Origin of the sequence: Aeromonas molluscorum, assembly GCF_051376105.1 — a bacterium.
Classification (GTDB): domain Bacteria; phylum Pseudomonadota; class Gammaproteobacteria; order Enterobacterales; family Aeromonadaceae; genus Aeromonas; species Aeromonas molluscorum.
Genome location: NZ_JBPQCY010000002.1, coordinates 199,318 through 220,000, shown reverse-complemented (window position 1 = coordinate 220,000; position 20,683 = coordinate 199,318). Strand labels below are relative to the sequence as shown.

Annotated in this window: 35 protein-coding genes (1 of these 35 cut by a window edge); 2 read left to right on the top strand and 33 right to left on the bottom strand. The window is 56.3% G+C overall.

What is annotated here, in order from left to right; translation table 11 throughout:
• From ACSMDR_RS11660 to rpsJ, 27 genes are all read right to left on the bottom strand, one after another.
• Window positions 1-274 carry the 5' portion of a DNA-directed RNA polymerase subunit alpha gene (locus ACSMDR_RS11660; RefSeq protein WP_005307997.1) on the bottom strand. Its footprint begins 716 nt before the window's first position, so the window shows 274 of its 990 coding nt (coding positions 1-274); its start codon is at window positions 272-274; the stop codon falls past the left edge of the window.
• Window positions 275-299: 25 nt separating this feature from the next.
• Complete coding sequence (gene rpsD / locus ACSMDR_RS11655) at window positions 300-920, bottom strand: 30S ribosomal protein S4 (protein WP_005890929.1); 621 nt, start codon at window positions 918-920, stop codon at window positions 300-302.
• A gap of 40 nt (window positions 921-960) precedes the next feature.
• Window positions 961-1,350 (bottom strand): 30S ribosomal protein S11, encoded by a 390-nt coding sequence (rpsK, locus tag ACSMDR_RS11650; RefSeq protein ID WP_005319702.1) that lies wholly within the window; start codon window positions 1,348-1,350, stop codon window positions 961-963.
• Between the two features lie 14 nt (window positions 1,351-1,364).
• On the bottom strand, window positions 1,365-1,721 hold the full coding sequence (rpsM, locus tag ACSMDR_RS11645) for a 30S ribosomal protein S13 (protein WP_005307991.1): 357 nt from the start codon (window positions 1,719-1,721) through the stop codon (window positions 1,365-1,367).
• A 139-nt stretch (window positions 1,722-1,860) separates the two neighbouring features.
• Window positions 1,861-1,974 (bottom strand): 50S ribosomal protein L36, encoded by a 114-nt coding sequence (rpmJ, locus tag ACSMDR_RS11640; protein ID WP_005319705.1) that lies wholly within the window; start codon window positions 1,972-1,974, stop codon window positions 1,861-1,863.
• A gap of 27 nt (window positions 1,975-2,001) precedes the next feature.
• Window positions 2,002-3,330, bottom strand: a complete 1,329-nt coding sequence (gene secY / locus ACSMDR_RS11635; protein WP_005890927.1) for a preprotein translocase subunit SecY — start codon at window positions 3,328-3,330, stop codon at window positions 2,002-2,004.
• An 8-nt stretch (window positions 3,331-3,338) separates the two neighbouring features.
• On the bottom strand, window positions 3,339-3,776 hold the full coding sequence (gene rplO, locus ACSMDR_RS11630) for a 50S ribosomal protein L15 (protein ID WP_005890925.1): 438 nt from the start codon (window positions 3,774-3,776) through the stop codon (window positions 3,339-3,341).
• Window positions 3,777-3,778: 2 nt separating this feature from the next.
• Entirely contained in the window at window positions 3,779-3,958 is a 180-nt protein-coding gene (gene rpmD / locus ACSMDR_RS11625; RefSeq protein ID WP_005307985.1) for a 50S ribosomal protein L30, read from the bottom strand.
• 6 nt (window positions 3,959-3,964) lie between these two features.
• Window positions 3,965-4,465, bottom strand: coding sequence for a 30S ribosomal protein S5 (gene rpsE / locus ACSMDR_RS11620; protein ID WP_005890922.1), 501 nt, complete (start codon window positions 4,463-4,465; stop codon window positions 3,965-3,967).
• A 14-nt stretch (window positions 4,466-4,479) separates the two neighbouring features.
• On the bottom strand, window positions 4,480-4,833 hold the full coding sequence (gene rplR, locus ACSMDR_RS11615) for a 50S ribosomal protein L18 (protein ID WP_005890919.1): 354 nt from the start codon (window positions 4,831-4,833) through the stop codon (window positions 4,480-4,482).
• 9 nt (window positions 4,834-4,842) lie between these two features.
• Window positions 4,843-5,376: a 50S ribosomal protein L6 gene (rplF, locus tag ACSMDR_RS11610; RefSeq protein ID WP_005890917.1), complete on the bottom strand. Its 534-nt coding sequence runs from the start codon at window positions 5,374-5,376 to the stop codon at window positions 4,843-4,845.
• Between the two features lie 13 nt (window positions 5,377-5,389).
• Window positions 5,390-5,782, bottom strand: a complete 393-nt coding sequence (gene rpsH / locus ACSMDR_RS11605; RefSeq protein ID WP_005890915.1) for a 30S ribosomal protein S8 — start codon at window positions 5,780-5,782, stop codon at window positions 5,390-5,392.
• A 19-nt stretch (window positions 5,783-5,801) separates the two neighbouring features.
• The gene (rpsN, locus tag ACSMDR_RS11600; RefSeq protein ID WP_005319722.1) at window positions 5,802-6,107 is read right to left on the bottom strand and encodes a 30S ribosomal protein S14; all 306 of its coding nucleotides are present in this window, start codon (window positions 6,105-6,107) and stop codon (window positions 5,802-5,804) included.
• Window positions 6,108-6,117: 10 nt separating this feature from the next.
• Window positions 6,118-6,657 (bottom strand): 50S ribosomal protein L5, encoded by a 540-nt coding sequence (rplE, locus tag ACSMDR_RS11595; RefSeq protein ID WP_005890912.1) that lies wholly within the window; start codon window positions 6,655-6,657, stop codon window positions 6,118-6,120.
• A gap of 13 nt (window positions 6,658-6,670) precedes the next feature.
• The gene (gene rplX, locus ACSMDR_RS11590) at window positions 6,671-6,988 is read right to left on the bottom strand and encodes a 50S ribosomal protein L24 (RefSeq protein WP_005890910.1); all 318 of its coding nucleotides are present in this window, start codon (window positions 6,986-6,988) and stop codon (window positions 6,671-6,673) included.
• A gap of 11 nt (window positions 6,989-6,999) precedes the next feature.
• Window positions 7,000-7,368 (bottom strand): 50S ribosomal protein L14, encoded by a 369-nt coding sequence (gene rplN / locus ACSMDR_RS11585; RefSeq protein WP_005890908.1) that lies wholly within the window; start codon window positions 7,366-7,368, stop codon window positions 7,000-7,002.
• Window positions 7,369-7,515: 147 nt separating this feature from the next.
• A complete protein-coding gene (rpsQ, locus tag ACSMDR_RS11580) occupies window positions 7,516-7,764 on the bottom strand; it encodes a 30S ribosomal protein S17 (protein ID WP_005890905.1) in 249 nt (82 codons plus the stop codon).
• Window positions 7,764-7,955 (bottom strand): 50S ribosomal protein L29, encoded by a 192-nt coding sequence (rpmC, locus tag ACSMDR_RS11575; RefSeq protein WP_005319733.1) that lies wholly within the window; start codon window positions 7,953-7,955, stop codon window positions 7,764-7,766. Before rpmC ends, rpsQ begins: the two co-directional genes overlap by 1 nt.
• Window positions 7,955-8,368, bottom strand: coding sequence for a 50S ribosomal protein L16 (gene rplP / locus ACSMDR_RS11570; RefSeq protein ID WP_005307963.1), 414 nt, complete (start codon window positions 8,366-8,368; stop codon window positions 7,955-7,957). The genes rpmC and rplP overlap by 1 nt, the downstream gene beginning before the upstream one ends.
• 13 nt (window positions 8,369-8,381) lie before the next feature.
• Window positions 8,382-9,092, bottom strand: coding sequence for a 30S ribosomal protein S3 (gene rpsC / locus ACSMDR_RS11565; protein WP_005890900.1), 711 nt, complete (start codon window positions 9,090-9,092; stop codon window positions 8,382-8,384).
• A 3-nt stretch (window positions 9,093-9,095) separates the two neighbouring features.
• Window positions 9,096-9,440 (bottom strand): 50S ribosomal protein L22, encoded by a 345-nt coding sequence (gene rplV, locus ACSMDR_RS11560; RefSeq protein WP_005890899.1) that lies wholly within the window; start codon window positions 9,438-9,440, stop codon window positions 9,096-9,098.
• Window positions 9,441-9,450: 10 nt separating this feature from the next.
• The gene (gene rpsS / locus ACSMDR_RS11555; RefSeq protein WP_005307960.1) at window positions 9,451-9,729 is read right to left on the bottom strand and encodes a 30S ribosomal protein S19; all 279 of its coding nucleotides are present in this window, start codon (window positions 9,727-9,729) and stop codon (window positions 9,451-9,453) included.
• Window positions 9,730-9,751: 22 nt separating this feature from the next.
• Complete coding sequence (gene rplB / locus ACSMDR_RS11550) at window positions 9,752-10,573, bottom strand: 50S ribosomal protein L2 (protein ID WP_005890888.1); 822 nt, start codon at window positions 10,571-10,573, stop codon at window positions 9,752-9,754.
• A 15-nt stretch (window positions 10,574-10,588) separates the two neighbouring features.
• Window positions 10,589-10,891, bottom strand: a complete 303-nt coding sequence (gene rplW / locus ACSMDR_RS11545) for a 50S ribosomal protein L23 (protein WP_005319747.1) — start codon at window positions 10,889-10,891, stop codon at window positions 10,589-10,591.
• Window positions 10,888-11,493 carry a 50S ribosomal protein L4 gene (rplD, locus tag ACSMDR_RS11540; RefSeq protein ID WP_005890881.1) on the bottom strand — a complete coding sequence of 202 codons (606 nt, stop codon included), beginning with the start codon at window positions 11,491-11,493 and terminating at the stop codon, window positions 10,888-10,890. Before rplD ends, rplW begins: the two co-directional genes overlap by 4 nt.
• A gap of 17 nt (window positions 11,494-11,510) precedes the next feature.
• Entirely contained in the window at window positions 11,511-12,143 is a 633-nt protein-coding gene (rplC, locus tag ACSMDR_RS11535; protein WP_005890879.1) for a 50S ribosomal protein L3, read from the bottom strand.
• Window positions 12,144-12,164: 21 nt separating this feature from the next.
• Window positions 12,165-12,476 (bottom strand): 30S ribosomal protein S10, encoded by a 312-nt coding sequence (rpsJ, locus tag ACSMDR_RS11530; protein WP_005307944.1) that lies wholly within the window; start codon window positions 12,474-12,476, stop codon window positions 12,165-12,167.
• A gap of 377 nt (window positions 12,477-12,853) precedes the next feature.
• On the opposite strand from rpsJ, the gene ACSMDR_RS11525 reads away from it, so the two are divergent.
• Entirely contained in the window at window positions 12,854-13,768 is a 915-nt protein-coding gene (locus ACSMDR_RS11525) for a DMT family transporter (RefSeq protein WP_436468350.1), read from the top strand.
• Window positions 13,769-13,829: 61 nt separating this feature from the next.
• Here the strand turns inward: ACSMDR_RS11525 and envZ are convergent, their stop codons facing one another.
• The 3 genes from envZ to greB form a co-directional block, all read right to left on the bottom strand.
• The gene (gene envZ / locus ACSMDR_RS11520; RefSeq protein WP_005890833.1) at window positions 13,830-15,137 is read right to left on the bottom strand and encodes a two-component system sensor histidine kinase EnvZ; all 1,308 of its coding nucleotides are present in this window, start codon (window positions 15,135-15,137) and stop codon (window positions 13,830-13,832) included.
• A complete protein-coding gene (ompR, locus tag ACSMDR_RS11515; RefSeq protein ID WP_005890831.1) occupies window positions 15,134-15,853 on the bottom strand; it encodes an osmolarity response regulator transcription factor OmpR in 720 nt (239 codons plus the stop codon). Before ompR ends, envZ begins: the two co-directional genes overlap by 4 nt.
• Window positions 15,854-15,927: 74 nt before the next feature.
• Window positions 15,928-16,434 carry a transcription elongation factor GreB gene (greB, locus tag ACSMDR_RS11510; RefSeq protein ID WP_436468349.1) on the bottom strand — a complete coding sequence of 169 codons (507 nt, stop codon included), beginning with the start codon at window positions 16,432-16,434 and terminating at the stop codon, window positions 15,928-15,930.
• A 94-nt stretch (window positions 16,435-16,528) separates the two neighbouring features.
• Between greB and ACSMDR_RS11505 the strand changes: the two genes are divergently transcribed.
• Window positions 16,529-18,856 (top strand): Tex family protein, encoded by a 2,328-nt coding sequence (locus ACSMDR_RS11505; RefSeq protein ID WP_436468348.1) that lies wholly within the window; start codon window positions 16,529-16,531, stop codon window positions 18,854-18,856.
• 137 nt (window positions 18,857-18,993) lie between these two features.
• On the opposite strand, the gene ACSMDR_RS11500 is transcribed toward ACSMDR_RS11505, so the two are convergent.
• From ACSMDR_RS11500 to bioH, 3 genes are all read right to left on the bottom strand, one after another.
• On the bottom strand, window positions 18,994-19,542 hold the full coding sequence (locus ACSMDR_RS11500; protein WP_436468347.1) for a hypothetical protein: 549 nt from the start codon (window positions 19,540-19,542) through the stop codon (window positions 18,994-18,996).
• Between the two features lie 37 nt (window positions 19,543-19,579).
• On the bottom strand, window positions 19,580-19,825 hold the full coding sequence (locus tag ACSMDR_RS11495) for a hypothetical protein (RefSeq protein WP_005890821.1): 246 nt from the start codon (window positions 19,823-19,825) through the stop codon (window positions 19,580-19,582).
• Window positions 19,826-19,896: 71 nt separating this feature from the next.
• A complete protein-coding gene (bioH, locus tag ACSMDR_RS11490) occupies window positions 19,897-20,682 on the bottom strand; it encodes a pimeloyl-ACP methyl ester esterase BioH (protein WP_436468346.1) in 786 nt (261 codons plus the stop codon).
• Between the last annotated feature and the right edge of the window lies 1 nt (window position 20,683).

Below are 20,683 nucleotides of genomic sequence, written 5' to 3'. Positions count from 1 at the left end.
GCTTCACAGCGATACCTTTCAGGTTGAGCAGGATTTCAAGAATGTCTTCCTGTACACCTTCTTTGCTGCTGTACTCATGCAGTACGCCGTCGATCTCGACTTCTGTGACTGCACAACCGGGCATAGATGACAGCAAAATACGACGCAGGGCGTTACCCAGCGTGTGACCAAAACCACGCTCAAGTGGCTCAAGAGTCACTTTTGCGTGAGTCGGGCTAACTTGCTCGATGTCAACTAGCCGCGGCTTAAGAAAATCTGTTACAGAACCCAGCATTGTGTCCTCTCTTTAGAAGCTAGCTTTACTTGGAGTAAAGCTCGACGATCAGCTGCTCGTTAATGTCGGCAGACAGGTCAGAACGCTCTGGCAGGCGCTTGAAGGCACCTTCCATTTTAGCGGTATCAACCTCTACCCAAGTCGGCTTCTCACGCTGACCAGCAACTTCCAGGGAAGCTTTGATACGCGCTTGCTTCTTAGCCTTCTCACGAACGCAGATCACGTCCTCAGGGGAAACCTGGAAAGAAGGAATGTTAACAACGCGACCGTTTACCAGGATAGCCTTGTGGCTCACCAGCTGACGAGATTCAGCGCGGGTAGCACCAAAGCCCATGCGATAAACGACGTTATCCAGACGACCTTCCAGCAGCTGCAACAGGTTTTCGCCGGTGTTGCCTTTTTGACGGGCAGCATCACGGTAGTAGTTGCGGAACTGTTTTTCCAACACGCCGTAGATACGACGAACTTTTTGTTTCTCGCGCAGTTGCACGCCGTAGTCAGACAGACGCGCTTTACGCGCACCGTGTTGACCAGGAGCAGTGTCAATCTTGCACTTGGAATCTATCGCACGAACACCTGACTTCAGGAAGAGGTCGGTGCCCTCACGACGGCTAAGCTTAAGCTTAGGACCGATATATCTTGCCATCTTCTTTCTCCAACAATCCTAGACCAATTAGCAACCAGCGTTATACGCGGCGCTTCTTGGGAGGACGACAACCGTTGTGCGGGATCGGAGTCACATCAGTAATATTAGTGATGCGGAAACCAGCCGCGTTCAGCGCGCGGATGGAGGACTCACGACCGGGACCCGGACCTTTGACCATGACTTCCAGGTTCTTCACGCCGTATTCTTTGGCGATCTCACCAGCACGCTCAGCAGCTACCTGGGCAGCAAACGGAGTGGACTTACGGGAACCACGGAAACCTGAACCACCAGAGGTAGCCCATGACAGAGCATTGCCCTGACGGTCGGTAATGGTCACGATTGTGTTGTTGAAAGATGCATGAACGTGTGCAATACCGTCGCTCACTTGCTTTTTAACGCGCTTGCGAGCACGAGTCGGAGTTTTAGCCATTTTCTACCTTCCCGTTACTTCTTGATAGCCTTGCGCGGACCCTTACGGGTACGAGCATTGGTCTTGGTACGTTGACCACGAACAGGCAGGCTACGACGGTGACGCAAACCACGGTAGCAACCCAGATCCATCAAGCGTTTGATGTTCATGGATATCTGACGACGCAAGTCACCTTCAACGGTGAATTTACCTACTTGCTCGCGCAGACTCTCGATCTGAGCTTCGTCCAAGTCTTTAATTTTCACATTCTCAGCAATACCGGCTGCGGCACAGATGGCCTTGGAGCGGGTACGACCGACGCCATAAATCGCAGTCAAAGCGATGACTGCATGCTTATGGTCAGGAATGTTAATGCCAGCGATACGGGCCACTGTTCACTCCTACATAGAGTAGATAACGACCACCACAAAGCCCGTGAGCGGATACATGGCGGTCAACCAATACACAACAAAAGTTGGCTGGCTATATTAGCCAGCACAACTGTTTGTTGCAAGTCCTAACCGTAAAAAATTAGCCTTGGCGCTGTTTATGCTTTGGCTCGCTGCAAATCACACGCACCACACCGTGACGCTTGATGATTTTGCAGTTACGGCAGATTGCCTTAACGGAAGCACGAACTTTCATTGCTTAACTCCGTAACTACGCCGACCTTTAGCGGCCGTAGCCCTTCAGGTTGGCCTTCCTCAGGACGTCACCATATTGATGAGACATCATATGGGTTTGTACCTGAGCCATGAAGTCCATGATAACTACCACAATAATCAGCAGCGAAGTGCCACCGAAATAGAACTGTACGTTCCAGGCAGTCATCAGGAACTGGGGTACCAGACAGATAAAGGTTATATAGAGTGCACCTGCCAATGTCAGGCGAGTCATAACCTTATCGATATAACGTGCTGTCTGCTCGCCCGGGCGAATCCCCGGGATAAAGGCTCCACTCTTCTTCAGGTTGTCTGCCGTCTCGCGTGGGTTGAACACCAACGCAGTATAGAAGAAACAGAAGAAGATAATGGCTGCTGCATACAGCATCTCATACAAGGGCTGACCCGGCTGCAGGACCATAGAGACCTGCTGCAGAACGTCTGCTACCTTGCCCTCGCCCTGACCAAACCAAGAGGTAATGGTCCCTGGGAAGAGGATGATACTGGATGCAAAAATCGCAGGAATCACACCAGCCATATTTACTTTCAATGGCAGGTGTGTGCTTTGCGCGGCGAATACCTGGCGGCCTTGTTGACGCTTTGCATAGTTAACGACGATACGACGTTGACCACGCTCTACGAACACCACAAAGTAAGTCACTGCGAAAACAATCAAGCCCAGCAACAACAACAGCAGGATGTGCAATTCCCCTTGACGTGCCTGTTCGGCCGTAGCACCAATGGCATGAGGCAGCCCAGCAACGATCCCGGTGAAAATAATCAACGAGATGCCGTTACCGATACCACGCTCGGTAATCTGTTCACCTAACCACATTAAAAACATGGTGCCGGTGACCAGACTCACAACCGCCGTGAAATAGAAGCCCAAACCCGGATGAGTCACGAGTCCTTGCATCATATTCGGCAGACCGGTTGCGATACCAATGGCCTGGAAGGTTCCCAAAATCAATGTACCCCAGCGGGTATACTGATTGATCTTGCGACGGCCGGATTCACCTTCTTTCTTGAGTTCAGCAAGAGCGGGATGAACCACGGTCAGTAACTGGATGATGATCGACGCCGAAATGTACGGCATGATCCCCAACGCAAGAATAGAAGCACGCGAGAGTGCACCACCACTGAACATGTTGAACATCTCAATGATGGTGCCCTTCTGTTGCTGGAACAACTCGGCCAGTACGGCGGCGTCAATACCAGGAATCGGCACATAAGAGCCTGCACGGAAAACGATAATCGCCCCGAGAACGAAGAGCAGACGGCTCTTCAGTTCACTCAGACCACCCTGCGCTTTAACATCCAATCCTGGTTTCTTAGCCATTGTACTGATTATTCCTCGATTTTACCGCCAGCGGCCTCGATGGCTGCACGTGCACCTTTGGTGACGGACACACCACGAACGGTCACAGCACGGTCAATGTTGCCAGACAGAACAATTTTAGCGAACACGATGTTCTTAGTCAGAACGCCAGCTTGCTTCAAAGTGCTCACATCGACCACATCACCTTCCACCATGGCGATTTCGTTCAGACGCACTTCGGCAGAAACCAAAGATTTGCGAGAGAAGAAACCGAACTTCGGCAGACGGATTTTCAACGGCATCTGGCCGCCTTCGAAACCAGCGCGGACTTTACCGCCACCGGAACGAGAGGTCTGACCTTTAACACCACGACCACCAGTCTTGCCCAGACCAGAACCAATACCACGGCCCGGACGGTGCTTAACAGACTTAGAGCCAGGGGCCGGAGACAGAGTGTTCAGACGCATGCTTAGCCCTCCACCTTAACCATGTAGTAAACCTGGTTGATCATACCGCGGACGCAAGGAGTATCCTCCAGCTCAACGGTGTGACCAATGCGACGCAGACCCAGACCACGCAGAGTCGCCTTATGCTTAGGCAGACGGCCGATAGAGCTGCGCGTTTGAGTTACTTTTACAGTGTTAGCCATGTCGCATTACCCCAGAATTTCTTCAACGCGCAGACCACGCTTGGCAGCGATCTGGGCCGGGGATTGACCCTGTACCAGAGCGTCTACAGTTGCGCGAACAACGTTGATCGGGTTAGTGGAACCGTAGGTCTTTGCCAGCACGTTGTGGATACCAGCAACTTCCAGCACAGCACGCATGGCGCCGCCTGCAATGATACCAGTACCTTCAGAGGCCGGCTTCATGAACACGGTGGAACCGGAGTGAACGCCTTGCACCGGGTGGTGCAGAGTGCCATTGTTCAGTTCTACTTTGCTCAGGTTACGTTTAGCCTGTTCCATCGCTTTTTGAATAGCGGCGGGAACTTCACGGGCCTTACCGTAACCGTAACCTACACGGCCGTTACCATCACCCACCACGGTCAACGCGGTGAAGGACATGATACGACCACCTTTAACAGTTTTCGAAACACGGTTTACTGCAATCAGCTTTTCTTGCAGTTCGCCGGCTTGAGATTCGACTTTAGCCATCTTCGACTCCTAGCTTAGAACTGAAGACCAGCGTCACGAGCAGCGGTAGCCAGAGCGGCTACACGACCGTGATACTTGAAACCGGAACGATCGAAAGATACGTTCTGAATGCCTTTGGCGATAGCTCGCTCAGCGATGGCTTTCCCGACTGCGGTAGCTGCATCAGCATTACCGGAGTACTTGATTGCTTCACTGATGGCTTTCTCTACTGTGGAAGCAGAGGCCAGAACTTCGGAACCGTTGGCTGCGATTACCTGCGCGTAGATATGACGCGGGGTACGGTGAACAACCAGACGGGTTGCTCCCAGTTCCTGCATCTTCTTCCGAGCACGAGTAGCACGACGGAGACGAGCTGCTTTCTTGTCCATAGTGTTACCTTACTTCTTCTTAGCTTCTTTAGTACGCACTTGCTCGTTGGCATAGCGTACACCCTTGCCCTTGTAGGGCTCCGGAGCGCGGTAAGCACGGATATCGGCGGCGACTTGGCCAACCATCTGCTTGTCTACACCACGGAGAATGATCTCAGTAGCGGTAGGACACTCAGCGGTCACACCAGCCGGCAGCGCATGCTCAACCGGGTGAGAGAAGCCCAGGGCCAGCGCGACAGCATTGCCCTTGATGGAGGCTTTATAACCTACACCAACCAGCTGCAGCTTACGCTCGAAGCCTTGGGTAACACCGATTACCATGTTGTTGACCAATGCACGTGCAGTACCAGCCTGAGCGTCGGCACCAGTGGAGCCGTCGCGCGGGGCGAACTTGAGTACATTGTCTTCTTTGGTCACTTCTACACCGGCGTGAATAGAACGAACCAGGGAACCTTTACCACCTTTGATGGACAGTTCCTGACCGTTCAGAGTCACCTCTACGCCAGCAGGAATAGTGACGGGTGCCTTAGCAACACGAGACATATCCTACCTCCTATTAAGCGACGTAGCAGATGATCTCACCGCCCATGCAAGCTTTACGAGCTGCACGGTCAGTCATCACACCTTTAGACGTGGACACGATAGCAACACCGAGACCGCCCATAACTTTCGGCAGATCGGTAGTGCGCTTATAAATACGCAGGCCGGGACGGCTCACGCGTTGGATCAGTTCTACAACCGGTTTGCCCTGGAAATATTTCAGTTCAATTTCCAGTTCCGGTTTCACATCGCCAGCTACGGAGTAGCCAGTGATGTAACCTTCTTCTTTCAGCACGTGGGCGATAGCCACTTTCAGCTTGGAAGAAGGCATGGAAACCGCAACTTTGCTCGCCGCTTGACCGTTACGGATGCGGGTCAGCATGTCCGCGATCGGATCTTGCATGCTCATAGTCTAACTCCCGAGATTCTTACCAAGAGGCCTTTTTGAGACCTGGAATTTCGCCCTTCATGGCATGCTCACGCACCTTGATGCGAGACAGGCCAAACTTGCGCAGGAAACCGTGCGGACGACCAGTAATATTGCAACGGTTACGCTGGCGGGACGGACTGGAATCACGGGGCAGCTGTTGCAGTTGCAAGACAGCATCCCAACGCGCTTCTTCAGAAGCGTTCATATCAACGATGATAGCTTTCAGCTCGGTTCGCTTAGTGGCGAACTTGGCTACCAGCTTCGCACGCTTTGCTTCACGTGCTTTCATGGATGTTTTAGCCATAACCCTAACCTTACTTGCGGAATGGGAAGTTAAAGGCAGCCAGCAGAGCACGGCCTTCTTCATCGGTATTCGCGGAAGTGGTGATGGTGATATCCAGACCACGGACGCGATCGACTTTGTCATAGTCGATTTCCGGGAAGATGATTTGCTCACGCACGCCCATGGAGTAGTTACCACGACCATCGAACGCTTTAGCATTCAGGCCACGGAAGTCACGGATACGCGGTACGGAGATGCAGATCAGCCGTTCCAGGAACTCCCACATACGCTCGCCACGCAGGGTTACTTTACAACCTATCGGGTAGCCTTCACGAATCTTGAAGCCCGCAACAGATTTGCGAGCTTTGGTGATCAGCGGCTTCTGACCGGAAATGGCAGCCATATCGGCAGCAGCATTTTCCAGCAATTTCTTATCAGAAATCGCCTCACCAACACCCATATTCAGGGTGATTTTCTCGATCCGAGGGACTTGCATGATCGTCTTGTAACCGAACTGCTTTGACAGTTCTTGTGCTACATCGGATCTGTAGTAATCATGCAGTTTCGCCATCGTTAAACTCCAATTACTTCACAAGTTCGCCGGTAGACTTGAAGAAACGAACTTTTTTGCCGTCTTCAATCCGGAAACCAACGCGGTCAGCTTTGCCAGTGGCAGAGTTGAACAGCGCTACGTTTGAAACATCGAGGGGGGCTTCTTTGGTGACGATACCGCCAGCCTGACCCAAAGCGGGTACCGGCTTCTGGTGTTTCTTCACCTGGTTGATGCCTTCCACGAGAACCTTACCTTTAGCAATCAGGACTTGAGTGACTTTGCCACGCTTGCCCTTGTCTTTACCGGTAAGAACTATCACTTCGTCTTCGCGACGGATTTTAGCTGCCATCGTTCGACTCCTTACAGTACTTCGGGTGCCAGGGACACAATCTTCATGAACTTCTCATTACGTAGTTCACGGGTCACCGGGCCAAAAATACGAGTACCGATTGGCTGTTGGTTGCCGTTAAGCAAAACAGCCGCATTGTTGTCGAAACGGATGACTGAGCCGTCCGGACGACGAACGCCTTTACGGGTGCGTACGACCACCGCATTATATACATCACCTTTCTTCACTTTACCGCGAGGAATGGCTTCCTTAATGGAAACTTTGATGATGTCGCCGATGCCGGCATAACGGCGGTGCGAGCCACCCAGAACCTTAATACACATTACACTGCGAGCGCCGGAGTTGTCGGCTACACCCAGCATACTTTGCATCTGGATCATTTTAGTGCTCCGCTTTGTTTACTTCTTATCCCATACGGGATCTGGCTGCCTTCAAAAGGCGCGAAACTATAACACAGAGAAATTGGAAAAGGTAGCCTAAAAAACAAACGGCCCCTGATGGGGGCCGTTTGGACTACAAAAGACTGATTAAGCCTTTTCCAGGATCCCGACCAGGGTCCAAGACTTGGTCTTGGACAGCGGACGGCACTCGCGGATTTCCACGAGATCGCCAGCTTTACACTCGTTGGTCTCATCGTGTACGTGCAGCTTGGTAGTGCGCTTGATGATCTTACCGTAGATCGGGTGCTTTACCTTGCGTTCGATAGCGACAGTGATGGATTTGTCCATCTTGTCGCTAATTACACGACCTTGCAGAGTACGGATTTTGTCAGTCATTACGCACCTGCCTTCTCAGTCAGTACAGTCTTGATACGTGCGACGTCACGACGCACTTGCTTCAGAGTGTGAGTCTGAGCCAGTTGGCCAGTGGAAGCTTGCATGCGCATGTTGAATTGCTCACGCAGCAGACCCAGCAGCTCCTGGTTCAGTTCATCGACGCTCTTTTGACGCAGATCTTGAGCTTTCATCACATCACCGTCTTAATTACGAAAGTGGTCTGAACGGACAGCTTAGCAGCGGCCAGGGCGAATGCTTCACGGGCCAGGGCCTCAGGAACACCGTCCATCTCGTACAGAACCTTGCCAGGTTGGATCGGGCATACCCAGTATTCGACGTTACCCTTACCTTTACCCATACGAACTTCGAGGGGCTTTTCGGTAATCGGCTTGTCCGGGAACACACGGATCCAGATTTTACCCTGACGCTTAACGTGACGGGTCATGGCACGACGGGCTGCTTCGATTTGACGAGCAGTCAGTTGACCACGGGATGTCGCCTTCAGGCCAAAGGTACCGAAGGATACTTCGTTACCAGAGTTGGCCAGACCGCGGTTACGACCCTTATGGGTCTTGCGGAATTTAGTACGCTTTGGTTGCAACATTTACCGAATCTCCTTACTTACCGCGGCGTTTGTTATCGCGCTTGGGCTTCGCAGGAGCTTGCTCTTGAGCAGCGGCAGCATTAACTGCAGCCAGACCACCCAGAACTTCGCCCTTGAAGATCCAAACCTTAACGCCGATCACACCGTAGGTGGTGTGGGCTTCAGAAGTTGCGTAGTCGATGTCGGCACGCAGGGTGTGCAAAGGCACACGACCTTCACGGTACCATTCGGTACGCGCGATTTCAGCGCCGCCCAGACGACCAGACACTTCCACTTTGATGCCCTTGGCACCCAGGCGCATTGCGTTCTGTACGGCGCGCTTCATAGCACGACGGAACATTACGCGACGTTCCAGTTGGGAAGTGATGCTGTCAGCAACAAGTTTGCCATCCAGCTCCGGCTTGCGGACTTCGGAAATGTTGATCTGTGCAGGCACGCCAGCGATAGCGGCGACAGCTTTGCGCAGTTTCTCAACGTCTTCGCCTTTCTTGCCGATCACGACACCCGGACGAGCAGTGTGAATGGTCACACGGATGCTCTTGGCCGGACGCTCGATGGTGATCTTGGACAAGGAAGCGTTTTTCAGCTCCTTGGTCAGGAACTGGCGTACTTGGAAATCGCTGTACAGGTTGTCAGCGAAGTCTTTGGTGTTCGCGAACCAGGTAGAATTCCAAGGCTTGGTAATACCCAGGCGAATGCCATTAGGATGTACTTTCTGACCCATTGCTTATCTCCCAGCCTTAGCGTCGGATACCACTACAGTGATGTGAGCGGTACGCTTGAGGATACGATCCGCGCGACCTTTAGCACGAGGACGGATGCGCTTCATGGAGGGACCTTCGTCGACCATGATAGTAGCAACACGCAGTGCGTCGATATCGGCGCCTTCGTTGTGCTCAGCGTTTGCAATGGCAGATTCCAGCACCTTCTTCACCAGAACTGCAGCCTTTTTCGGGCTGAAGGTCAGGAGAGTCAGAGCCTTGTCTACGGACAGACCACGTACTTGATCGGCTACCAGACGAGCTTTCTGGGCAGAAGTACGGGCATAACGGTGTTTAGCGATAGCTTCCATCATTTATCCCTTAGCGCTTCTTAGCCTTCTTATCAGCAGCATGGCCGCGATAAGTACGAGTCGGTGCGAATTCACCCAGTTTGTGACCGATCATTTCTTCGGTAACGAAAACCGGAACGTGCTGACGACCATTATGGACAGCGATGGTCAAACCGATCATGTTCGGGATGATCATTGAGCGACGGGACCAGGTTTTAACCGGCTTTTTATCCCCGCTTTCCACCGCTTTCTCTACCTTCTTCAGCAAGTGCAGGTCAATAAATGGACCCTTCTTGAGAGAACGTGGCATGGTGATTCCTCTATGTTAACAATTACTTGTTACGACGACGTACGATGTACTTGTCGGTACGCTTGTTCTTACGGGTCTTGAAGCCCTTAGCCTTCTGGCCCCAAGGGGACACAGGCTGCATGCCCTTGTTACGACCTTCACCACCACCGTGCGGGTGATCGACCGGGTTCATCGCCATACCGCGAACGGTCGGACGAATACCACGCCAGCGGTTGGCACCGGCTTTACCCAGTTGACGCAACATGTGCTCGGAGTTACCCACTTCGCCGATAGTGGCGCGGCACTCGGACAGAACTTTACGTACTTCGCCGGAACGCAGACGCAGAGTTACATAGTTACCTTCACGAGCCAGGATCTGGATGAAAGTACCAGCGGAACGAGCCAGCTGGGCACCTTTACCAGGCTTCATCTCAACGGCGTGAACGGTAGAACCTACCGGGATGTTGCGCATCGGCAGGGCGTTACCTACCTTGATGGCTGCATCAGCACCAGAAGCGATCGGATCGCCAGCTTTCAGGCCTTTCGGGGCCAGGATGTAACGACGCTCACCGTCTGCATACAACACCAGGGCGATGTTAGCGGTACGGTTAGGATCGTATTCCAGACGCTCTACTTTGGCAGGAATGCCGTCTTTGTCGCGCTTGAAGTCGACGATACGGTAATGCTGCTTGTGACCACCACCGATATGACGGGTAGTGATACGACCGTTGTTGTTACGACCACCGGACTTGCTTTTGCTGTCCAGCAGAGCGGCAAAGGGCTTACCCTTGTACAGCTCTTGGTTGACGATCTTAACGACGTGGCGGCGGCCCGGAGAAGTAGGCTTGCACTTAACGATTGCCATTTTTCAGAACTCCTCTTACTCGGCTGCGCCCATGAAGTCGATGTCCTGACCAGCTTTCAGGGTCACATAAGCCTTTTTCCAATCGGAACGACGGCCTACACGCGCACCTGAGCGCTTGGTCTTACCCTTCATGTTCAGGGTACGGACGGTCTCAACTTCGACCTCGAACAGTTTCGCAACTGCAGCTTTGACTTCCGCCTTGGTGGCGTCGACAGCAATTTTGAACACGATAGTGTTCTGCTTCTCGGCGACCATGGTGCTCTTTTCAGAGATATGCGGAGCCTTCAGAACTTTCAACAGACGCTCTTCGCGGATCATGCCAGCATCTCCTCGATTTGCTTAACTGCATCAGCAGTCATCAGAACCTTGTCGAAAGCGATCAAGCTGACGGGGTCGATACCGGCTACGTCACGCACATCGACCTTGTACAGGTTGCGAGCGGCGAGGAACAGGTTCTCATCGACTTCAGCAGTCACGATCAGAACGTCTTTCAGTTCCATCTCTTTCAGCTTGGCGATCAGTTCTTTGGTCTTTGGCGCTTCGATGCCGAATTTCTCGACAACGATCAGGCGCTCTTGACGTACCAGTTCGGACAGGATGCTACGGATAGCGCCGCGGTACATCTTCTTGTTTACTTTTTGGCTGTGATCTTGCGGCTTAGCAGCAAAAGTCACACCACCGGAACGCCAAATAGGCGAACGGATGGAGCCAGCACGGGCACGACCAGTACCCTTCTGACGCCACGGCTTTTTGCCGCCACCAGACACTTCAGAGCGAGTCAGCTGCGCACGAGTACCCTGACGGGCACCTGCGGCATATGCAACGACGACCTGGTGAACCAGAGCCTCGTTGAATTCGCGCCCGAAGGTAGTCTCGGAAACTTCAAGAGCGCTCTTGGCGTCTTTCATTACCAATTCCATTACTATCTCCTCAGACGTTACGCTTTAACGGCAGGTTTGACGATCACGTTGCCGTTGGTAGCACCCGGTACTGCACCTTTGATGAGCAGCAGGTTACGTTCAGCGTCAACACGAACCAGTTCCAGGTTCTGAGTCGTTACACGCTCAGCTCCCATGTGACCAGCCATCTTTTTGCCCTTGAATACCTTACCCGGGGATTGGTTCTGACCGATAGAACCCGGAGCGCGGTGAGACAAGGAGTTACCGTGGGTCATATCCTGGGTGCGGAAGTTCCAGCGCTTAACAGTACCGGCAAAACCTTTACCCTTGGATGTGCCGGTAACATCTACCAGCTTAACGTCAGCGAAAAGATCTACTTTCAACTCGCCGCCAACAGTGAATACTTCACCGTTGTTCAGACGGAATTCCCACAGACCACGACCGGCTTCGACACCAGCTTTGGCGAAGTGGCCCGCTTCCGGCTTAGTTACACGGCTGGCTTTTTTGGCGCCAGTGGTAACCTGAATAGCGTTGTAGCCATCGGTTTCTACAGATTTGACCTGAGTTACACGGTTAGCTTCAACTTCGATAACAGTCACCGGGATAGAAACGCCATCTTCAGTGAAGATGCGAGTCATACCCACTTTGCGACCTACAAGACCGATTGTCATTGTTATCAATCCTTTCCGTAATTAGCCCAGGCTGATCTGGACGTCTACACCGGCTGCCAGATCCAGACGCATCAGGGCGTCTACGGTCTTGTCAGTCGGCTCAACGATGTCTACCAGACGCTTGTGAGTGCGGATCTCGTACTGATCGCGCGCATCTTTGTTGACGTGCGGGGAGATCAGGACGGTGAAGCGCTCTTTGCGAGTCGGCAGCGGGATAGGACCGCGAACCTGCGCGCCAGTGCGCTTTGCAGTTTCAACGATTTCCGCTGTGGACTGATCTATCAGACGATGATCAAAAGCCTTCAGGCGAATACGGATTCTTTGGTTCTGCATTGACAGAGCTCCAATAGATAAAAGAACATAAACCAACACCGCCCGACCGGGAATTATCCCGCCAGAGGTGTGATTTTTCACGTTTCCCCCCATATCGGGAGGACTGTAAGGCTGGCGACTCGTAAACGGGAAGCTCAGCATGCAGACATATCGTCTGGCTTACCTCATGGGTAAGCGGGGGGAATTATACGGATATTTTCAATTGGCGCAAGCTGCGCCGTGCAGATAGTGCACGATTTTTACTCGACTCTGTTCCGCTCAGGGGCCCGGACCGCCGGACTGCCACCCGCCCCATCCAGTCAACGACAGTGCCAGGCTCAGCCTGCTAGACTGCGGGGCCAATTGCCCCTTCAGCTGGTCATGCAAGGATCTGCAGTATGTTGAAAAATCAGAAGAGAGCCTATCAATACGGCCTGTGCGCCGTGGCGCTCTGGTCTACGGTTGCCACCGCCTTCAAGCTGTCACTGCGCTATTTCGAGCCAGTACAACTGCTGCTGGTCGCCGCCCTCACCTCGACCCTGGCCCTGGGTGCCCTGGTGATCAAACAGGGCAAGTTGCCGCTGCTGCGCCAGTACCTGAAGGAGCGTCCGCGTTACTATCTGGCCCTGGGCACCCTCAACCCTTTTCTCTATTACCTGCTGCTGTTCAAAGCCTATGACCTGCTGCCGGCGCAACAGGCGCAGACGATCAACTACACCTGGGCCATCAGCTTGAGTCTGCTGGCCGTGCCCTTCCTCGGCCAGAAACTGCGCCGCCGGGATGGGGTGGCCATACTGCTCGGCTACTTCGGTGCCCTGGTGATCGCCACCAAGGGGGATGTGCTCGGCCTGCAGTTCGACAGTCCGCTTGGCGTGGGGCTGGCATTGCTCTCTACGCTGATCTGGGCGAGCTACTGGATCCTCAACACCCGTAATCAGGGGGATCCCATCGTCAGCCTGCTGCTCGGCTTTCTGCTCAGCCTGCCGCTCATTCTGGTGGCCACCTGGTGGCTGGCCGATTTTCAGATGACGGCCTGGCAAGGGTGGGCTGGCGCCATCTATGTCGGGCTGTTCGAGATGGGTTTTGGCTTCGTGCTCTGGTTGATGGCCATGCGCAGTGCCACGGATACGGCGCCACTCAGCAACCTTATCTTCATCTCTCCCTTCGCCTCGCTGATCCTGCTCAACCTGCTCCTCGGCGAGGAGATACACCCGGCCACTCCCATAGGCTTGGCTCTTATCGTCATCGCCTTGCTGGTGCAGCAGCTCAAATACGGCAAACGCTACCGTAACCAGATAACGCCAGATGCCTGAGCAAGAGACCGGATAACACAAGGGGGCCATTGGCCCCCTTGTATATTTGGAAGGACTCCATTTAGTCGACCCACTCCAGTGGCTGCTGTTTGGGCAAGCGGATCTCGACCAGCAGGCCGTTCCAATCCGAGACGCCGAGCCGCAGGGTGCCATGGTGCTGAGCCACTATCTTGGCGACGATGGCGAGCCCCAGGCCGCTGCCTCCGCCGGTGCGCGCCTGATTGCCCTGGGTGAAGGGTCTGAGTACCCGCTGATAATCTGCCTCCGGTATGCCGGGGCCATCATCCGAGATCCGCAGCCGGACCCAGTGACCATCGTCCCTCAACTCCGCCTGCACCCGGCGGGCGCCATAGCGCTGGGCGTTGCCGCACAGGTTGTTGAGCACCCGCCGCAGGCCGAGGGGGTGGCACTCCACCAATACGGCCTCGGGCGGCAAGGCCAGCTCCAGCTCCAGGTCCTGCTCCCCTTGTAGCAGCAGTACATCGTGGATCAGCTGGGTCAGGTCGATGGGCCTGGTCTCCACACTGCCGGCTGGCCGTATGTAGTCGATAAACTGATCGATAATGGCGTTGGTTTCATCAATGTCGGCGTTGATGCTCTCCTTGAGCCCCTCCTCCCGGGACGACATCATCTCGGTGGCGAGGCGGATGCGGGTGAGCGGCGTGCGCAAGTCGTGGGAGACACCGGCCATCATCAGGTTACGCTCTTCGATCAGCTCCTTGATGGAGTGGGACATGTGGTTGAAGCTGCGGGTCAATCGCCTCAACTCCCGTGACCCCTGCTCGTTCAGGGCGTCGGGAAACTGACCCCGAGCGACGGCAATGGCCCCCGCCTCCAGCTCCTCGAGGGGGCGCATCAGTTGACGGGCAAAGCGCCAGGCGGCAAACAGGGTCACCACCAGCAGCACACTCAGGTAAAACATCAAGGGCTGGATATCGTCATCATCGATCTCGGTAAGCGGCACCCGCAGCCAGATGGTGCTGGCCTGGGGTGGCTGGATCCAGATGATGTAGTGATCCTGGATCTCCACCCGCACCTTGGCCGCCCCGCCCAGCTCTTCGCTGATCCCCTCTTCCAGGTATTGGTAGCGTTTTGCCGTCTTGAGGCCGTGCTGTTCCGCCTCGCCCTGACTGTAGATATCGATGCCTGTGGCCAAGTAAACCAGGGCCTCCGCCTCGTCGGGCAGCATGCCATCCCGTTGGGCGGGGAAGATGAGTTTGACCTGATTGGCCAGCAGGTGGCTGATCTGCTTGACCGTGGGCTCCAGCAGATAGTTGTAGAAGGCAACGTACGAGACCAGCTGATAGACCACCAGCACCGAGGCCAGAAACCAGAGGGTGCGGGAGAACATGCTGGTCGCGCGTCTCATCGGCTCTCCCCGTCCGGCACGAACACATAACCCAGGCCCCAGACGGTCTGCAGGTATCTGGGCTGGGCCGGATCCTGCTCCAGCAAGCGACGCAGGCGCGACACCTGCACATCGATGCTGCGCTCGGTCGCCGTGTACTCCCGGCCGCGGGCCAGGTTCATCAACTTGTCGCGGGAGAGAGGTTCACGGGGATGGCTCACCAATACCTTGAGCACGGCGAACTCGCCGCTGGTCAGAGAGAGGGGCTCATGGTCCCGGGTCAGCTCCCGGGTGGCGAGATCGAGGCGATAGGCGCCAAAGCTCACAACCTTCTCGGTGGCGGAAGGCGCCCCCGGCAGCTCCACCTGATGGCGGCGCAGCACGGCGCGGATCCGGGCCAGCAGTTCCCGCGGATTGAATGGTTTGGGCAGGTAGTCATCAGCGCCCATCTCCAGACCGACGATGCGATCGACCTCGTCCCCCTTGGCGGTGAGCATCAATACCGGGATCTGGTTACCCGCTTCACGCAGGCGGCGACAGATGGAGAGTCCATCCTCGCCGGGCAACATGAGGTCGAGCACCATCAGGCTGAAGTTCTCCCGCGCCAGCAGGCGATCGGCCTGTTCGCCATTGGCGACGCCGCGCACCCCGAAGCCCTGCTCGCTCAGATACCGCTCCAGCAGGGCCCTCAGCTTGAGATCGTCATCGACCACCAGCACCTTGTATTGCTGACTCATTTTGCCTCTCCTTACCCATGAAGGGTCATCCTAGGCGCTTGCCCTGCCCCGGCCAAGACGAAAAGTGTTACCGGTTATTGCTTGGGGGTCCTGCCCCGCGCCTCGAAGGGGCCGTAACGGATCTCGTTGATATACCAGAACTGCAATCCAGATGGCGTGCTCACCTCCACCTCGTCATCGACCTGCTTCTTGAGCAGGGCGCGCGCCAGAGGGGAATCCACGCTGAGTTTGCCTTCAGACAGGTTAAATTCATCAGGTCCCACCAATCGGTAGCGCACCCGCTGACCGGCTTCATCTTCCAGCTCAACCCAGGCGCCGAAGAAGACTCGCCCCTCCTGCTGAGGGCTGGGATCCACTATGGTGAGCGCGTCGAGCCGCTTGCCGAGAAAACGCAGCCGCCGATCAATCTCACGCAGCCGCTTCTTGCCATAGATGTATTCGGCATTCTCGGATCTGTCACCGAGCGCCGCGGCCTCCGACACCGCCTGCGTCACCCTGGGGCGCTCCTCCTTCCACAGGGTCTTGAATTCCCGATCCAGTTCGAGCCACCCTTCGCGGGTGATATAATCGCTTTTTTTCATCTTTACATGTCCTCGCCACTTGGGTTCTATTCTAACCCCGCGCGGGGTAGGCTCGCGAGCCGCCAGCCAGTGACCATGGAGACCCAGAGCACAGATGCAGACCATAGAACGACAGATAGCCGCCGAACTCAATGCCCGCCCACAGCAGGTACATGCCGCCATCCGCCTGCTGGACGAAGGGGCAACCGTGCCTTTCATCGCTCGCTACCGCAAGGAGGTCACCGAAGGACTGGATGATAGCCAATTGCGCACCCTGGAGACCCGACTCGGCTACCTGCGTGAGCTCGAAGAGAGGCGCCAGGTGATTCTCAACTCCGTGCAGGAACAGGGCAAGCTGACCCCGGAACTGGCCCGCGCCCTGGGCGAGGCCGACACCAAGACCCGCCTCGAAGATCTCTACCTGCCCTACAAACCCAAACGCCGCACCAAAGGGCAAATGGCCATAGAAGCCGGTCTTGAGCCCCTGGCCGAGCGCCTGTTCGCCAATCCCAATCTGGACCCAGAACAGGAGGCCGCCATCTTCGTCAAGGTCGAGGCGGGCATCGCCGATACCAAGGCTGCCCTCGATGGCGCCCGCTACATCTTGATGGAGCGCTTTGCGGAGCAAGCGCCCCTGCTCGCACGACTGCGCGATTACCTCTGGCACAACGCAACCCTGCGTGCCCGGCTGATCGAGGGCAAGGAGCAAGAGGGAGCCAAGTTCAAGGACTACTTCGCACATGACGAACCCCTGCACAAGGCCCCCTCCCACCGGGTATTGGCCATGTTGCGCGGCCGCAACGAGGGCATGCTCAACCTGGCACTGATCGTCGGCGAGGAGGAAGCCAGCCACCCCTGCGAAGGCATCATCGCCCACCAGGTCGGCGTCAAGGCCGAGGGCCGTCCCGCCGACAAGTGGCTGCAAGGGGTGGTGAGTTGGACCTGGCGCATCAAACTCTCCTTGCAGATGGAGACCGAGCTCATCGGCCAGATCCGCGAACAGGCCGAAGAAGAGGCGATCAAGGTGTTCGCCATGAACCTCCAGGATCTGTTGATGGCGGCACCGGCCGGCATGCGCTGTACCATGGGGCTGGATCCCGGCATCCGCACCGGGGTCAAGGTGGCCGTGGTCGATGCCACCGGCAAACTGGTCGATACCGCGACTATCTATCCCTTCGAGCCGAGAAAGCAGGTTGAGCAGAGCCTGGCCACCCTGCGCGACCTCTGCGTCAAACATAAGGTAGAGCTGGTCAGCATCGGCAATGGCACCGCCTCCCGCGAGACGGATCGCCTGACGGCCGAACTGTTCAAACGCTACCCGGAGGCACGTGCTCAGCACATCGTGGTCAGCGAGGCGGGCGCCTCCGTCTACTCCGCCTCCGAGCTAGCCTCCCAGGAGTTCCCGGATCTGGATGTGTCCATCCGCGGCGCCGTTTCCATCGCCCGCCGCCTGCAAGATCCCCTGGCCGAGCTGGTCAAGATAGATCCCAAAAGCATAGGGGTGGGCCAGTACCAGCATGATGTCGGTCAGAGCCAGCTCGCCCGCAAGCTCGATGCCGTGGTGGAGGATTGCGTGAACGCGGTCGGTGTGGATGTGAACACGGCCTCGGTACCGTTGCTGACCCGGGTCTCCGGCCTCTCCCAGACCCTGGCCCAGAACATAGTGACTTACCGTGATGAACATGGCGCCTTCAAGAGCCGCCAGCAGTTGCTCAAGGTGAGTCGACTCGGCCCCAAGGCGTTCGAGCAGTGTGCGGGCTTCCTGCGCATTCGTGGCGGCACTCACCCCCTCGATGGCTCGGCGGTGCATCCTGAGTCTTACCCTGTGGTGGAGCGGATCCTGGCGCAGCTCAAGCAGGCGGTAGACGACCTGCTCGGCAACGGTCCGCTGCTGCGCAGTCTCAAACCTGCCGACTATGTCGATGACAAGTTCGGGGTACCGACCGTCACCGACATCATCAAGGAGCTGGACAAGCCGGGCAGGGATCCCCGTCCCGAATTCAAGACCGCCACCTTCAAGGAGGGGATAGAGAAGATAAGCGACCTGCAACCCGAGATGGTGCTGGAAGGGGTGGTCACCAATGTCACCAACTTCGGGGCCTTCGTCGACATCGGAGTCCATCAGGATGGCTTGGTTCATATCAGCTCCCTCACCGATCGCTTCATCAAAGATCCCCGGGAGGTAGTCAAGACAGGGGACGTGGTGAGGGTCAAGGTGCTGGAAGTGGATGCCCCCCGCAAGCGCATCAGCCTCACCATGCGTCTGGATCAGCAGGCCGGTGATCAGGGAGGACGCAAACCCAGGAACGATGCAGATAGCAAGGCTGCGCCCCGGGGGCAAGCTGCCAAACCTGCTCGCCCCCCACAGCAAGGGAGTAAACCGGTCGAGAATGCCGCCTTCGGCAACGCCTTTGCCGCCGCCTTTGCCAAGGCTAAAAAATAGCGTCTCAGGTGAATGTCACCCAGCAACAAAAAGCCCCGCGAGGGGCTTTTTGTTTTTCCGATCTCATCATCTGCCATCTATCCCATGCAGAAGTGCCGAGTCCTGGGTGCTGACAGAACCATCAGGGGGCAGCGGGTTCAGATTTTCAGATCAAATTGCTGGGGCGATGCGGGTCTGCTGGCACTGCGATAACGCAGGGCTATGGCCTGGCTGCGCAGCTCCATATAGGCATTCAATACCCCGCCTTGCATCCCGGGATAAGCATGCTGGACAGCGCGGGGCTGCAAGCCAGTTCCACCTATATCAAGCGCCGAGGCCCCTGTATTGGATCCCCTCTTATCCCCTGCCTGCCCAGCATCTTGATGACGCTCCCGATGCGCCTCCTGCTGGTTGCCCCCCTGACCGGCCTGATGGCCACCCTCATCGGCCCGCAGTGGTCCAGGATGCGGTGCCGGGGACAAGGTACCCATACCCTCGCGCACCACAGACTCTCGAATGGGTCCCTGACTGTGAGCCTGCCTCTCATGATCCTGCTGGCTGGCCGATTTCTGGCTGCCCCCGGAGGCGGCCCCCTGGGGAGCTTGAGGGATCAGCTCGGCGCGGCGATTATCGCTGCGCGCCGCTTCCGTCTGAGGTTGCAGCGCATTGGGAAGACTGGGGGGAAGTGTGACGTTGAGGCTCATCATAGTGCTCGGCCACCCCGAGGGTGGCCGAGCAGGCCTCTTAGACCCGAATGTCGATCAGGCTGCCGAGCATGTCGCTGGCCGTCTGGATCACCTTGGCCGAGGCGCCGGCCTCCAGTTCACCCAGCTTGAGATTGATCAGCTCGTCGGTGATTTCGACCGGAGCCGCGCCTGACTCACGGGACGCGCCATTGACGCTGGCAATGGCCTCGCTTGCCTGGCCAACCCTCTGCTCGGCCCGCTGATATCCCTGCAGGCCAGTCGTAAAGGCGGAATCAATTTGCATAGTGCTATCTCCCTGACAGTGGCTTAAGTATCCACCGCCCCGCAGGATTATCAAAGCATGACGCTCGATTTTTAATCAGCACGGCCACCCGCCATGGCGAGCCACTCCCTGATGCCGGTGACGAAGGGGCTCGGGTGGGAAATAAAGGGAGCATGGGATGCCTTGCTCAGTACCTGGCTCTCGCTGCGAGGATAACGTTCATCGAGCAGAGGAATGCCAGCCCTGGGCACCAGGGAGTCGAGGCGACCATAGACTCGTAACCAGGGCAGTGCCAGCTGCGCCAGCTCCTCGCGCAAATCCACCTCGGCCAGCATAGTCAGCCCCGCAGTGAGGGCGGCCAGCTGCGGCGCAGGCCGTTCAGCCAACCACTGCTTCAACTGGCGGATGTCGTCCCGGGCATGTTCGCTACCCATGGCCTGAATGGCGAGGAAGCGCTCCACCGTCTGGCGAAAATCGCCGCCAAGCGCCGCCATGAACCCCTCCAGCACCTTGGGGGCTATACCGGGCCACGCCTCTCGCGCCATAAAGCAAGGGGAGCTGGCAACGGTGATAAGGGAGGCAACACGATCCGGCTCATCGAGAGCAATGCGGCTCGCCACCAGGCCACCGAGCGACCAACCGAGCAGGTGGGCACGCGGCGGTAATACCGCGACAACCTGCCGAGCCAGCCAGTTGAGGTCGTAGTCTACCCCCTCGGCCAGCGAACTGGCACCAAAGCCTGGCAAATCAATTAGATGCAACCGAAAATGCGGGCTGAGCAGCGGCGCGATCCCATGCCAGACGGCACCATTCATGCCCCAACCATGCAACAACACCAGATCTGGCCCCTGGCCGAGGCGCTCCACCACTATGCTCATC

Excerpts from the sequence above, each read along its gene's own strand:
- ACSMDR_RS11500 (WP_436468347.1), bottom strand. The coding sequence starts at position 19,542 with ATGATGAGCCTCAACGTCACACTTCCCCCCAGTCTTCCCAATGCGCTG.
- rplB (WP_005890888.1), bottom strand. The coding sequence starts at position 10,573 with ATGGCAATCGTTAAGTGCAAGCCTACTTCTCCGGGCCGCCGCCACGTC.
- rplX (WP_005890910.1), bottom strand. The coding sequence starts at position 6,988 with ATGGCAGCTAAAATCCGTCGCGAAGACGAAGTGATAGTTCTTACCGGT.
- secY (WP_005890927.1), bottom strand. The coding sequence starts at position 3,330 with ATGGCTAAGAAACCAGGATTGGATGTTAAAGCGCAGGGTGGTCTGAGT.
- rpsN (WP_005319722.1), bottom strand. The coding sequence starts at position 6,107 with ATGGCTAAAACATCCATGAAAGCACGTGAAGCAAAGCGTGCGAAGCTG.
- rplV (WP_005890899.1), bottom strand. The coding sequence starts at position 9,440 with ATGGAAGCTATCGCTAAACACCGTTATGCCCGTACTTCTGCCCAGAAA.
- greB (WP_436468349.1), bottom strand. The coding sequence starts at position 16,434 with ATGAAAAAAAGCGATTATATCACCCGCGAAGGGTGGCTCGAACTGGAT.
- rpsC (WP_005890900.1), bottom strand. The coding sequence starts at position 9,092 with ATGGGTCAGAAAGTACATCCTAATGGCATTCGCCTGGGTATTACCAAG.
- rpsJ (WP_005307944.1), bottom strand. The coding sequence starts at position 12,476 with ATGCAGAACCAAAGAATCCGTATTCGCCTGAAGGCTTTTGATCATCGT.
- rplD (WP_005890881.1), bottom strand. The coding sequence starts at position 11,493 with ATGGAATTGGTAATGAAAGACGCCAAGAGCGCTCTTGAAGTTTCCGAG.
- ACSMDR_RS11525 (WP_436468350.1), top strand. The coding sequence starts at position 12,854 with ATGTTGAAAAATCAGAAGAGAGCCTATCAATACGGCCTGTGCGCCGTG.
- ompR (WP_005890831.1), bottom strand. The coding sequence starts at position 15,853 with ATGAGTCAGCAATACAAGGTGCTGGTGGTCGATGACGATCTCAAGCTG.
- rpsK (WP_005319702.1), bottom strand. The coding sequence starts at position 1,350 with ATGGCTAAAACTCCGACTCGTGCTCGCAAGCGCGTTAAAAAGCAAGTG.
- envZ (WP_005890833.1), bottom strand. The coding sequence starts at position 15,137 with ATGAGACGCGCGACCAGCATGTTCTCCCGCACCCTCTGGTTTCTGGCC.
- ACSMDR_RS11505 (WP_436468348.1), top strand. The coding sequence starts at position 16,529 with ATGCAGACCATAGAACGACAGATAGCCGCCGAACTCAATGCCCGCCCA.
- rplO (WP_005890925.1), bottom strand. The coding sequence starts at position 3,776 with ATGCGTCTGAACACTCTGTCTCCGGCCCCTGGCTCTAAGTCTGTTAAG.
- rplP (WP_005307963.1), bottom strand. The coding sequence starts at position 8,368 with ATGTTGCAACCAAAGCGTACTAAATTCCGCAAGACCCATAAGGGTCGT.
- rpmC (WP_005319733.1), bottom strand. The coding sequence starts at position 7,955 with ATGAAAGCTCAAGATCTGCGTCAAAAGAGCGTCGATGAACTGAACCAG.
- rplF (WP_005890917.1), bottom strand. The coding sequence starts at position 5,376 with ATGTCTCGTGTTGCTAAGGCACCCGTCACTATTCCTGCTGGCGTAGAG.
- rpsD (WP_005890929.1), bottom strand. The coding sequence starts at position 920 with ATGGCAAGATATATCGGTCCTAAGCTTAAGCTTAGCCGTCGTGAGGGC.
- rplN (WP_005890908.1), bottom strand. The coding sequence starts at position 7,368 with ATGATCCAGATGCAAAGTATGCTGGGTGTAGCCGACAACTCCGGCGCT.
- rpsQ (WP_005890905.1), bottom strand. The coding sequence starts at position 7,764 with ATGACTGACAAAATCCGTACTCTGCAAGGTCGTGTAATTAGCGACAAG.
- rpmJ (WP_005319705.1), bottom strand. The coding sequence starts at position 1,974 with ATGAAAGTTCGTGCTTCCGTTAAGGCAATCTGCCGTAACTGCAAAATC.
- rplR (WP_005890919.1), bottom strand. The coding sequence starts at position 4,833 with ATGGACAAGAAAGCAGCTCGTCTCCGTCGTGCTACTCGTGCTCGGAAG.
- rplW (WP_005319747.1), bottom strand. The coding sequence starts at position 10,891 with ATGATCCGCGAAGAGCGTCTGTTGAAAGTTCTGAAGGCTCCGCATATC.
- rplC (WP_005890879.1), bottom strand. The coding sequence starts at position 12,143 with ATGACAATCGGTCTTGTAGGTCGCAAAGTGGGTATGACTCGCATCTTC.
- rplE (WP_005890912.1), bottom strand. The coding sequence starts at position 6,657 with ATGGCGAAACTGCATGATTACTACAGATCCGATGTAGCACAAGAACTG.
- rpsE (WP_005890922.1), bottom strand. The coding sequence starts at position 4,465 with ATGGCTAAAGTCGAATCTCAAGCCGGCGAACTGCAAGAAAAGCTGATT.
- rpsH (WP_005890915.1), bottom strand. The coding sequence starts at position 5,782 with ATGAGCATGCAAGATCCGATCGCGGACATGCTGACCCGCATCCGTAAC.
- ACSMDR_RS11495 (WP_005890821.1), bottom strand. The coding sequence starts at position 19,825 with ATGCAAATTGATTCCGCCTTTACGACTGGCCTGCAGGGATATCAGCGG.
- rpsS (WP_005307960.1), bottom strand. The coding sequence starts at position 9,729 with ATGCCACGTTCTCTCAAGAAGGGTCCATTTATTGACCTGCACTTGCTG.
- bioH (WP_436468346.1), bottom strand. The coding sequence starts at position 20,682 with ATGAGCATAGTGGTGGAGCGCCTCGGCCAGGGGCCAGATCTGGTGTTG.
- rpmD (WP_005307985.1), bottom strand. The coding sequence starts at position 3,958 with ATGGCTAACACTGTAAAAGTAACTCAAACGCGCAGCTCTATCGGCCGT.